Consider the following 10,300-nt stretch of genomic DNA (forward strand, 5'->3'; position numbering starts at 1 on the left):
TCGGTATGGGCGTGAGTGAGTTTGAACGCCAAGCGTTCTCCTTGATCGTTGATGATCAGATGCAGTTTGAAGCCAAACTTCCACCCAGTTGAGCTTTTGCCCCAACCGACAAGGTTTTGAAAGACGTTGTGAGCATGAGCGCGTGCTGGATGACACACTTCAAGGGGCGTGGAGTCGATAAAGGCAATGCCTGTCATCTCTCCTTTGCGGGTATTGGCGAAGCAGCACAGTAGCATCAAGCCCCAAGGCATCAATTCAACAAAGCGGTTATAACTGACCAAGTTGGGAAAGGCTTTCTGCCAGTGGGGCAGCACCGTCAACCTATAAAAGTCTTTGAACGTTCTCAGCCCCGCTCCATGAAACGCGATGACGATCGTCATCACTTCCCTCAAGCACATGCGGGATCGATAGTGCCGGGTGCCGGGTACGGCAGGGAGTTGAGCCTGACTTGACCCAGCTTGCTCAAACTGCTCACAGAAGTCGTCCACCTCCCCGAAGATGGGAGTCAAATCCAAGTGCGATACGATGGTGTCCAGGCTGAGACTCAAAAGGTTTACATGACTTTCAAAGGTAGTCTCAGCTTTCCTTTTGCGCTTCTATCTTCCGTCCAACTCACGTCAGATTTAAGGGGGTTCTGGTGCCACTGAAGAGATTTATGACAAAGTAGTGCAACTTCTCAATTTGCCGGACAAGGTGTTAGAGATTTTACACGGAAGCACCTCGCAAACTGAGGTTGAATACCGACTGGCTTGGAGTCGGACTTACCTCAAAAAGTATGGATTGTTGCAAAATTCGACACGGGGAGTTTGGTCTTTAGTCGCCGAAGAATCGAACCAGCTTGTGGCTTTTTTGATCGCTACCGTAGAGCGAGAAATCCCGATTTACACGCTGAAAAACTATGCATTTGTGCATGATCTTTGGGTCGAGCCAGAATTTCGTCATGCCGGAATCGCTCGACAGATTGTAGAGGCAGCGATCGCGCACTTCACCCAACTGGGCATTTCCCAAATTCGACTCGACACAGCAATAGCAAATGCTGCCGCTCGAAAATTGTTTGAGAACTGCGGCTTTAGAGCGAGTACGATCGAACTGCTAATCGAACTCAGGAATGAAGGCTAAGTTTTCTGTCTAGATGATGGTTTACTCTTGATTCAGGGGCATTCTGAAAACGACTCAAATTCTTAGCCAGCATCATCTATGTCACCTCGGATTGTTTTTGTAGAACCCTTGCTCGCTCAGGTTCCTCCCAAGACCGCTAAAACCAAATCTTCTTCCAGCGCAGCTTCTAGCCCAGCCGTTACTGACTCTGGGCAACAGATTTGGATGGCAACCTCAGGTGGACTGTTTTTGCTGCTCGTTTTCTTGGGCATCTTTTCGACTCTGCAAGCCAGCAAACTCAAAAAGCAGGTGAAATTTGAGACGTTTAAAAATCGCGAACTAAAAAAGAAGCTTAAATATGCCGTTGAAATGATCGGCAAAATGGAGCGTAACCCCGATCTGATCCACTCGCGTGAGTTTAACCTCGACTATCTGAGAATGCGAATGGCAGAAGAAGTGTTTCACTTTGCGATCGTCAACCAGATCAAACTCAGAGTCAAAGACAAAATCACGCTGGCACTGCGCGCAAACCCGACCAATCAAGCTGAGATCGGCATTGCCAGCACCGGGCGACAGGTCGATGAAGTCTTCGACTTAGAATATGAGGCCGGAGATGGAGTCAACAAAGGCTCAAAGCGCGTATTGTTCCGCGTTCAAATCAAGATTCTCAAACTGCCCACTCAGCCGACTTCGGTCACGATTAATCAAATTATTGACTGCTTCGAGACGTTTCTCAGCCCAACTCACGAAAATGACACTTGGCAACCTGCAATTCAAGGACGGATCGCCAACATGCATTGGGATCAGAAGGCAAAACCAACGCCTTTGTTGGTGTTAGAGCAGACGCAAGAAGGCTCCAACGTGACCTTTAGAACCAATCGGATGGCGGGTAAGTAGAGGCAGGACATGTCGTGCCTCTACATAGATCTGTCGGGTAATCAAATTAGATAAGGTTACGTTTCTGTATGCTTCTCGATCGCCGTGCTAGAACAGAGCTATAGCGTTAGGAATACTACAGTGAGCTTTGTAACTGCATTAATTGGTGCATTGTTTATCTTGTCGCTGAATGGGTTGAAGATCGATCGAGAATATCAGCGCGGCGTAATTTTTCGACTCGGACGCACCAAAGGCGTGATGGGGCCTGGCATGTATTGGATTATGCCATTCGTCGATCAAAAAGTGCAGATCGACGTGCGAACAAAAACCGTCAACATTGAGCCACAAGAAACCGTTACTGCTGATAGCGTTACCATCAAAGTCAACGCTGTTCTCTACTACCGCATTCTTGATCCTTCTAAGGCAATCAACAAAGTCGAGAGCTATCAAACCGCCGTCTATCAAGTGGCAATGACCACTCTGCGAAACGTTGTCGGACAAAATATTTTGGATGACGTGCTGCAAAACCGCGACAAAATCAACGTCAAAGTGCAAGAAATCGTCGATGAAATCACAGAACCCTGGGGAATCGTGATTGAGCGAGTTGAAACCAAGGATGTCGAGATTCCGCCCACGATGCAGCGGGCAATGGCAAAAGAAGCCGAAGCCATTCGAGAAAAACGTGCCCGCATCATTAAAGCTGCTGCCGAACAAGAAGCCTCTGCAAAACTTGCCGAAGCGGCTCGAATGATTAGCGCTAACCCCATCGGATTAGAGTTGCGCCGTTTGCAAATGCTGACTGAGATTGGGGCAGAAAATAACACGACCACGATCGTCATGGTGCCCTCCGATTTTGTAAATTTGGCACAGCATTTTACCCAACCCCAGCAACTCCAACAAAATGGTTCTACATCTAATCTTCAGCCCTTTAACCCAGAGGTGATTCTCACACCCAAAACTCCTCAAGAAATTGACGTTGAGTGAAAATAAAGCTATCTGAAGAAAAAACTCCCTGAGTGAGGAAGTACGGTAAACTCCACTACTGACGGCTGCGCGATCGACGATACGATCGAGTCAAGCAAAAACTATTCATAGGAGCCATTCCAGGATGCAAGGAACCCACGATTCAGCCAAGCGCAGGTTGCTATCCTGCCTGTCTCATGGAGCCATCTTTTTTAGTACGACAATTTTGTCAGTGGGTGTGCCGATCGCCATCACCTTCATCTCAGACGATCCCGTCGTTCAAGCCAACGCCAAAGAATCGATTAACTTTCACTTTAATGTGTGGTTTTGGGGCATTTTGATTCTGATTCCATCGCTGTTGACGTTTGGGTTGTTGGGGTGGATTCTGTTTCCGCTGGGCTATGCAATTCACTGGGGTTTGACGATTTGGGCACTAGCTCACTGCTTCACCAAGCCCGATGAGCCATTCCGCTATCCCTTCATCTTCCGCCTTCTGTAGACCTTTTAACAGGACTCTTGGCTATGGTTTCGACCGCCCTGACTGCCAAAGATTTAGAAAAGCTCCAGTCTGAGCATCCTGACCTGCGGATGGAGTTGGTCGAGGGAGACATTATTGTCATGAGTCCATCGGGTTATGAATCGGATGAGGTGGCGTTTGAGTTTGGTCGTCAGTTGGCGAACTGGACGAAGCCTCGTAAGTTAGGACGCGTTACAGGTTCGAGCGCAGGATTTGACCTTCCAAATGCAGATGTCCGATCGCCCGACGTTTCGTTTGTGTTTGCGGAGCGTCTACGGCGTAGTCCGCGATCGTTTGCCGCGATCGTGCCTGATCTGATGGTGGAGGTTAAATCTCCAAGTGACAGCGTTAAAAAGCTAAGAGACAAAATTCAGGACTTTCTCAAGTTAGGTACACGGGTTGGAACTTTTATTAACCCAGAAAACCAAACGGTAGAAGTCTATCGCACTGGGCAACCACCGGAAACTCTGCGAGATGGAGACGTGCTTACATTGCCCGATCTGCTACCGAGTTGGGAAGTGAAAATTTCCGATTTGTGGTCGCCTGAGTTCGATTAATGTCAATTCAATGAGACTGAAAGAGCGATCGTCCTGGTTGGGACGATCGCTCTTTTAGTCTCTAGCTCCCTCTCTTTGGGGAGAGGGCTAGGGTGAGGGTAAATCCACAATCCCTAGTAGTAATAGTTTTGCTGCTGCATCTGCTGTGGGTTAGGTGCAAACGCTAACCACATCGGAAATTGCAGCATTGCTAGACTAATCATCTCTTCGGTTTCATCAATCACAATCAGAGGCAGCAAGCCATCTCTGACCAATCGATCGGCTTTCATTGCCAGCGGTTCTGGAGTCTCAAATAGAGTTAAGCCGCGATCTGAGCCAAAATCACTCCTCGAAACGCCCAGACAATCTTGCAAGCCGCGTCGCCACTCACCTAAACGTTCGGGAGAGTTGGCGAGAATCAGCGTGCGGAGACGATCGCCATAGATCTGATACAAAATCGAAATCACTGCCGATGACACCAAAATATTTTGCAGCCGTGAACCCATCGTGCGAACCGCACCCCGTCCGCCTTGCGTAAAAAACCAGTTAGAAACTCGCTCGGCGTGAATTGGCTCAAAGGTACGTCGCAGTTGCCAAACCGGGCCATAATAGTCGGGCTGATTGCGAAACTGATCAATGAGATGACGAATTTTCTTGGTTTGCTCTTGAAAACTTTGTTCGGCAAATCTAGGAGCTGATGGCGTTTGGGATTTTTCTTCAACGATCGGCGCTACCATTCGTTCTGGCTCTCTCGGCTTTTCTAGCTCTAATCGTTCTGCTGCTAGTGCCAAATCTTGCAAACTGCCCACTAAATAATCTTTAAAGCTCTGCACTCGAATGGCGATATCTTGCGAGGTTCCGGCAAAAGTTGTTCGCATTTCGTTGCGAATGCGTTCTTGACGACGCTCTAATTGCTCGATCGCGATTTGCAGCGTTTGCCGCCGATAGTCTAAGTCACCTAAGCCATCTTGAACGAGCCTTCCCAATGCTGCCTGAGCGTCTAGAGTCTGTTCTTGCAGTTGACTGCGAACGGTTTGCAGTGACGCAATATCTTGTTTGAGTGCCTGTTCTTGCTGTTTTAAATCCGCAATTTGCTGCGCCAAATTTTCGATTTCTGGCTCAGAGATTGACGCTTCAATCAGTTCAGATTGCGTCATGTCAGCAGCCGATGCTAATGGCATTTCCTCGATCGCGTCAGGGGCTTGGGTCGGCAGTTCGTCAGAATTCATAGCGCGTTCAGTCTAGAGATTAAAGGATCGGAAGAATACAGTGAATTGCGTCTGTACTTTACAGGAAATCAGGTGTCAGCGTTTTGGTTTTTAGGAAAGCGCTGTTCTAAACAAGTCCGCAAGGTTTTTGGATCGAAGATAATCGGTAGAAAGTGAATGCTTTTAACTTCTTTGAAATAAAATAAAATTGGCACGGGCGACCAAAAGATTTCCCAGTTTTGCCACTCTTGATAGGGAAAGCGACGAATCAATGTCTCGCCTCGATAAATGTCTAGTGCCGTGTCGGTAAACCTCAGACGCAACATCACGGTCTGAATCAGCAAAAACAGACTAAAAAGCGCGATCGCCAAACTTACCCAGACTTGCACAAACAGCAACGGCACCGCCGCCAACCCCAGACTGATCGGAATCGTGTAGCTCGGAGTTAACTCGATCGTTTGATTAGAACTCGCAGCAGTAGTCAAAATGGTTACTCTCATAATTTAGGTCACTTCAGTTCCTATTTTAGAGACGAATCCGACAGAGAGTCAGTTTAGCGAGCGACTCGGTGAGGAAATTCTGAAGAGATTAGGGGCTAGAGGCGATGAGTGAGGCGCTAGAGAGTTATCCTAGTCAGGGATTTGAGGTGATAAGCATGACTTGGACACGACCTGACGATCGACAACCTGATCAACTTCGACCCGTCTCGTTTGAGCGGCGATTTACCAAATTTGCAGCCGGATCGGTACTAGCAAAGTGTGGCGATACACAAGTCTTATGCACCGTGAGCATTGAGCCGAAAGTGCCCAAGTTTCTCTTTGGCAAGGGGGAAGGGTGGCTGACCGCGGAATATCGGATGTTGCCCGGAGCCACGCCTGAACGCCAATCGCGAGAGTTTCTCAAACTGTCGGGTCGCACCCAAGAAATTCAGCGGTTGATTGGGCGCAGTTTGCGATCGACCCTCGATATGCAAGCCTTGGGCGAACGCACCATTACGATCGATGCCGATGTCTTGCAAGCCGATGCCGGAACCCGCACCACCGCAATCACTGGCGGATTTATCGCCCTTCAGGATGCGATCAATCATCTGCTAGAAAGTGGAGAATTGACGCGATCGCCGATCGTTCATCAAGTCGCGGCAACTTCGGTAGGACTGATTCAAGACCAAGCCTTTTTAGATCTCAATTACGATGAAGATGTGATTGCAGATGTCGATTGCAACATCGTGATGAATGAGTCATTTGGTATCATTGAAGTGCAGGGAACGGCTGAGGGAGAAAGTTTTAGCCGCAAGCAACTCGATCAAATTATGGATGTCGCTGAGAAAGGAATTCGAGAACTGCTAGCGTTGCAGCGTCAAGCTCTTGGGCAATAGGGTTGCGAATTCTTTGAGAACGGTGAATCATGTTGATAGGTCAGATCAAGTCTGACTGCCGCAAATTTTAATACCTTTAACCTACTGATTTGGACTGGACATGTCTTACCAAGATCATCTGACGGTTAACAGTGAGCTAACTGTCCTCAACTCTGTACAGAAGTGGTTTGAGCAATTTTGGTTTCAGCATCATTCGCCGATCGCCCGCCGCGATCACCAGTTGTATCATTTAAACCTCGCCCTAGCTGAGGGGTTTACGAATGCAGTTCGTCATGCTCACTGTGGTCTATCAACTGAGACTTCGATCGAGATTGAGGTGATGTTGAACGACGATCGCATGGAGATTCGCATTTGGGATTGGGGACAGCCGTTTGACCCTAACAAGCTTGAAGAACCCGAACCGGGAACGCTGCGAGAAGGGGGTTACGGTTGGTTTTTGCTGCGGCGATTGACTGATCAGGTGAGTTACGATCGACAAGGGCAACGCAACTGCTTACTGATTGTCAAATACACCAACAAAAGCGGCTGACTACTCAACTCGATAGATCTCTAACTTCAGGAAAAATTGCAGATAGAGAAATCTCTTCACTGGTAGTCTGTTATACCTTCCTCAAGAAGCAGAATATATTTACTAAGCGCTATTTGGAGATCGTTAGCGTTCATGAAAAAGATTCTGCTCCTCGGTTTGCTGTTGGGATTAGCTGCCTGTAGTCGATCGTCCTCTCATGAAAAACTGGTCAAAAGCCTACAAAGCATTCAGTCTTGGACAGCAACCGCTCAAATGGTGGGAGAGACCTGGCAGCAAGGCACTGTTCCCGACGCTTACGCAGAGCAAACGCTGAAAAAGAGCCAAGAAGAAATCGCTGGAGAAACAAAAGATCTCACTGAATCTCTACAGCAGCAGACTCAGCAAATTCAACAAACGCTTCAGCAACTGACGGTAGCCATTGAGCGTCATCAGAAAGACGCGATCGCTGCTCCACTTCAGCAGCTTTCAACTCATTATCAGCAGTTAGATGCCACTCTCAAAGCTCAGGAAAAGCAGCCATGAAAAAGCTTTTAGAAATTGCCCTGGGCATTGTGACGAGCATTGGCGGATTTCTGGATGTGGGCGCGATCGCCACTGCTGCCGAAGCGGGAGCTGGATTTGGATTTCAGTTAATTTGGGCGATCGTTCTAGGCACGATTTGCGTGATCTTCTTGGTCGAAATGTCGGGTCGTTTAGCCGCAGTCAGCAAACATACTTTAGCGGATGCGGTGCGTGAACGGTTTGGGTTTAATTTCTACATCTTCCCCCTCGTTGCCGAAATCATTGTTGATTTTCTGATTCTGGGTGCTGAGATTGGCGGCGTTTGTATTGCTCTACAGTTAATCACCGGAATTAGCTTTCAGTGGTGGGCGATTCCTGTCGCGTTTGCCATCTGGCTACTGTTGTGGAAAGGCACTTTCGGTCTCATCGAAAACGGAATTTCTGTTCTGGGTCTGATCACATTAGTGTTTGTCGTGGCAACCTTCAAACTGCATCCAGTATGGACTGATGTGGCTAAGGGACTTTTGCCAACTGTACCTCAAGAAGACATAACACACTACTTATTTATTGCGGTCGCCATTCTCGGTGCATTGATCAGTCCCTATCTATTTTACTTTTACTCATCTGGGGCCGTAGAAGACAAATGGGACACCGGATACTTAGGAGTTAATCGCGCTGTTGCTGGGCGCGCGAATCACACTTTTTCTGATCTCTCGAACCGTTTGTTCCAGGTCTTTTTGAGCGCGAATCAGTTGATTTTGAATCTCCGATCGTCGTTGATTTAACGCCTGACGTTCCTTATTTAAACTCGCCAAGGTCGCTTTACCTCGTGCTTGCTGTTGGGCCACTTGTTCTTGGGCAACGCGCCCAGATGCCTGACTGGGGTTGAGTGCGGCTTGGGTGTGGTTGAGTTTTGCCTCGGCGGTTTGGACGGCAGATTGTTTTTGCTTGAGTTGCAGTTCAGAAATTGCCCCAGTCCCTGCCAAGCCTTGATAGCGCGTCAGTTCATCTTGAGCCGATTCTAGGGCCACTTTCGTTTCCTGAAAGTCAGCTTGGGTCGTGAGTTGGCGCTCGTCATACCCCCGTTGATATCGATTGATTTCAACTTCTGCCGCCGTTATGACGCGATCGATCAACTGCGACTCTGCCAGAATTTGGCTGTCCATTGATCTCACTTGAGCATCTAGTTGAGCAAGCTGAAGTCGGCTTTGTTGAATGCTGTTTTGCAATTGGCTGGCTTGAATTTGCAGTTTGGTGTCATCCAGGTAGGCGATCGCGTCTCCCTCTTTGACTTCCTGGTTTTCTGTGACAACAATTTGTTTGATGCTGCCTTCCGTCATGGACTGGACAAGTCGTAACTCACCGACTGGACGAATTGTCGCATTGGCTTTGACCGCAATATTGTATTTCACGGTGGCAGAGAGGATGACAGAAATACTAATGACACCCATTAATAACAGTCCACCTAGAGAGATCCAGCGCTGGATTTGGGGTAGAAATTCATCACTTTTAATCGTGCGAATGCTGTCAGGATGCGCTGTGTTAAGCATAGTCATTTACCTGATAAAACAACAGTAAAGCCGGAGTCTGTGTAAGGGCATGGCACTGCCGTGCCCATTGGCGTTGCAAGTAACCGATATGATTGAATTCACAATCCTAAGGATTCACAAGCGCCGAATCGGCAGTATAGAGCAACTCTAAGTGTTGTCCGACATGGGCCAACACCTCCGATCGTGACCCTTGTCGTTTTAATTGACCTTGTTCCAGCAAAACAATCCAATCGGCGCGTTGAATCACCGCCGGACAGTGGCTAATCAGAATCGTCGTTTTGCCTTGGCGGTGTTAGAACAATCGATCGAGCAACGCTGCTTCGCTAATAGGGTCTAGTCCCGACGTGGATTCATCCAAAATTAGAACAGGCGGGTTATTGAGTAGGGCACGGGCAATAGCAAGGCGTTGCCGTTGTCCACCAGAAAAGTTAGTCGCAAACTCGCCGAGAATGGTTTGATATTTGTTCGGTAAATTGCTGATAAACTCGTCGGCTCCAGTCGTTTGGCAAACTCTAACAATTTGCTCAAAGTCTGCTTCGGGTTGCCCCAGACGGAAATTTTCTAGAATCGATCGATTCCAAAAATGGGCATCTTGCGGCACCAACACCACCTGACGGCGCAGGCTATCGAGAGCCAGATCTTGAAGGTTGTAGGCATCAATCCGAATGTTGCCTGTTTGAAGGATATAAAGTCCGGCAATCAGTTTAGACAGAGTGCTCTTGCCACAGCCCGATTGACCAATCAACGCCGTCACCTGCCCGCCAGGAATTTGCATCGAGAAGTTGTCTAGTAAGTCCGATCGTCCGGGGTAGTCAAAGTGCAAATTTGCACAAACGATGGCTGCATCTGGAGGCGTTGAGTGGCTGCTTTAACGCGGGTAATTCATCCACCAAAGAGATCACGGTGATAATTAGCTGCAAAAAGTTATCATTCAGCGCTTTGAAGGCCAACAGTTGTCCAACACTAAAATTTTCTGCTGGATGCATGGCTAAGGACTCGTTCGTAAATAAGTTACCGATTTTAGGTTACTATCTTGAGTGTTGTGATGTCATGAGAGAAAAATAAGACCCGCGACTCGCGGACTACGGATGCGAGAACTGTTTTTGTTGCTTGGCAAACAAGTTAGTAAACACTTGCGCGGCTGCCT

At 48.1% G+C, this 10,300-nt stretch carries 13 protein-coding genes and 2 pseudogenes; 9 read left to right on the forward strand and 6 right to left on the reverse strand.

What is annotated here, in order from left to right; genetic code table 11:
- A partial coding sequence (locus BRW63_RS26250) for a transposase (RefSeq protein WP_425320476.1) occupies positions 1–536 on the reverse strand: 536 nt, incomplete at its 3' end.
- Between the two features lie 112 nt (positions 537–648).
- Here BRW63_RS26250 and BRW63_RS26255 point away from each other — a divergent pair.
- The 5 genes and pseudogenes from BRW63_RS26255 to BRW63_RS26275 all read left to right on the forward strand — a co-directional run.
- A pseudogene (locus tag BRW63_RS26255) lies at positions 649–1,119 on the forward strand (GNAT family N-acetyltransferase); the annotation flags it as partial.
- Positions 1,120–1,197: 78 nt separating this feature from the next.
- Entirely contained in the window at positions 1,198–1,995 is a 798-nt protein-coding gene (locus BRW63_RS26260) for a hypothetical protein (RefSeq protein ID WP_073075270.1), read from the forward strand.
- 120 nt (positions 1,996–2,115) lie between these two features.
- Entirely contained in the window at positions 2,116–2,958 is an 843-nt protein-coding gene (locus BRW63_RS26265; protein WP_073075271.1) for a slipin family protein, read from the forward strand.
- Positions 2,959–3,082: 124 nt separating this feature from the next.
- Complete coding sequence (locus tag BRW63_RS26270) at positions 3,083–3,436, forward strand: DUF4870 domain-containing protein (protein WP_073075272.1); 354 nt, start codon at positions 3,083–3,085, stop codon at positions 3,434–3,436.
- 23 nt (positions 3,437–3,459) lie between these two features.
- Positions 3,460–4,011, forward strand: coding sequence for a Uma2 family endonuclease (locus BRW63_RS26275; RefSeq protein ID WP_073075273.1), 552 nt, complete (start codon positions 3,460–3,462; stop codon positions 4,009–4,011).
- Positions 4,012–4,124: 113 nt separating this feature from the next.
- Here the strand turns inward: BRW63_RS26275 and BRW63_RS26280 are convergent, their stop codons facing one another.
- Positions 4,125–5,219, reverse strand: a complete 1,095-nt coding sequence (locus BRW63_RS26280) for a DUF3086 domain-containing protein (protein ID WP_073075274.1) — start codon at positions 5,217–5,219, stop codon at positions 4,125–4,127.
- A gap of 68 nt (positions 5,220–5,287) precedes the next feature.
- Complete coding sequence (locus BRW63_RS26285; protein WP_073075275.1) at positions 5,288–5,698, reverse strand: DUF3119 family protein; 411 nt, start codon at positions 5,696–5,698, stop codon at positions 5,288–5,290.
- Between the two features lie 155 nt (positions 5,699–5,853).
- Between BRW63_RS26285 and rph the strand changes: the two genes are divergently transcribed.
- The 4 genes from rph to BRW63_RS26305 all read left to right on the forward strand — a co-directional run bounded on the left by rph (position 5,854) and on the right by BRW63_RS26305 (position 8,388).
- Positions 5,854–6,573: a ribonuclease PH gene (gene rph, locus BRW63_RS26290; RefSeq protein ID WP_073075280.1), complete on the forward strand. Its 720-nt coding sequence runs from the start codon at positions 5,854–5,856 to the stop codon at positions 6,571–6,573.
- A gap of 100 nt (positions 6,574–6,673) precedes the next feature.
- A complete protein-coding gene (locus tag BRW63_RS26295; RefSeq protein WP_073075276.1) occupies positions 6,674–7,102 on the forward strand; it encodes an ATP-binding protein in 429 nt (142 codons plus the stop codon).
- A gap of 132 nt (positions 7,103–7,234) precedes the next feature.
- Positions 7,235–7,624, forward strand: coding sequence for an AcaB family transcriptional regulator (locus BRW63_RS26300; protein WP_073075277.1), 390 nt, complete (start codon positions 7,235–7,237; stop codon positions 7,622–7,624).
- Positions 7,621–8,388 carry an Nramp family divalent metal transporter gene (locus tag BRW63_RS26305; RefSeq protein ID WP_317615851.1) on the forward strand — a complete coding sequence of 256 codons (768 nt, stop codon included), beginning with the start codon at positions 7,621–7,623 and terminating at the stop codon, positions 8,386–8,388. Before BRW63_RS26300 ends, BRW63_RS26305 begins: the two co-directional genes overlap by 4 nt.
- A 486-nt stretch (positions 8,389–8,874) precedes the next feature.
- On the opposite strand, the pseudogene BRW63_RS29825 reads toward BRW63_RS26305, so the two are convergent.
- The 3 genes and pseudogenes from BRW63_RS29825 to BRW63_RS29325 all read right to left on the reverse strand — a co-directional run.
- Positions 8,875–9,159 (reverse strand): annotated as a pseudogene (locus BRW63_RS29825) (hypothetical protein); the annotation flags it as partial.
- Positions 9,160–9,259: 100 nt separating this feature from the next.
- Positions 9,260–9,400: a hypothetical protein gene (locus tag BRW63_RS29320; protein ID WP_223257530.1), complete on the reverse strand. Its 141-nt coding sequence runs from the start codon at positions 9,398–9,400 to the stop codon at positions 9,260–9,262.
- 45 nt (positions 9,401–9,445) lie between these two features.
- Entirely contained in the window at positions 9,446–9,976 is a 531-nt protein-coding gene (locus tag BRW63_RS29325; protein WP_223257531.1) for an ATP-binding cassette domain-containing protein, read from the reverse strand.
- Positions 9,977–10,300: the final 324 nt, after the last annotated feature.

Source organism: Phormidesmis priestleyi ULC007 (assembly GCF_001895925.1).
Lineage (GTDB): Bacteria > Cyanobacteriota > Cyanobacteriia > Leptolyngbyales > Leptolyngbyaceae > Phormidesmis_A > Phormidesmis_A priestleyi_A.

Excerpts from the sequence above, each read along its gene's own strand:
- BRW63_RS26275 (WP_073075273.1), top strand. The coding sequence starts at position 3,460 with ATGGTTTCGACCGCCCTGACTGCCAAAGATTTAGAAAAGCTCCAGTCT.
- BRW63_RS26300 (WP_073075277.1), top strand. The coding sequence starts at position 7,235 with ATGAAAAAGATTCTGCTCCTCGGTTTGCTGTTGGGATTAGCTGCCTGT.
- rph (WP_073075280.1), top strand. The coding sequence starts at position 5,854 with ATGACTTGGACACGACCTGACGATCGACAACCTGATCAACTTCGACCC.
- BRW63_RS26270 (WP_073075272.1), top strand. The coding sequence starts at position 3,083 with ATGCAAGGAACCCACGATTCAGCCAAGCGCAGGTTGCTATCCTGCCTG.
- BRW63_RS26285 (WP_073075275.1), bottom strand. The coding sequence starts at position 5,698 with ATGAGAGTAACCATTTTGACTACTGCTGCGAGTTCTAATCAAACGATC.
- BRW63_RS26280 (WP_073075274.1), bottom strand. The coding sequence starts at position 5,219 with ATGAATTCTGACGAACTGCCGACCCAAGCCCCTGACGCGATCGAGGAA.
- BRW63_RS26305 (WP_317615851.1), top strand. The coding sequence starts at position 7,621 with ATGAAAAAGCTTTTAGAAATTGCCCTGGGCATTGTGACGAGCATTGGC.
- BRW63_RS26260 (WP_073075270.1), top strand. The coding sequence starts at position 1,198 with ATGTCACCTCGGATTGTTTTTGTAGAACCCTTGCTCGCTCAGGTTCCT.
- BRW63_RS26295 (WP_073075276.1), top strand. The coding sequence starts at position 6,674 with ATGTCTTACCAAGATCATCTGACGGTTAACAGTGAGCTAACTGTCCTC.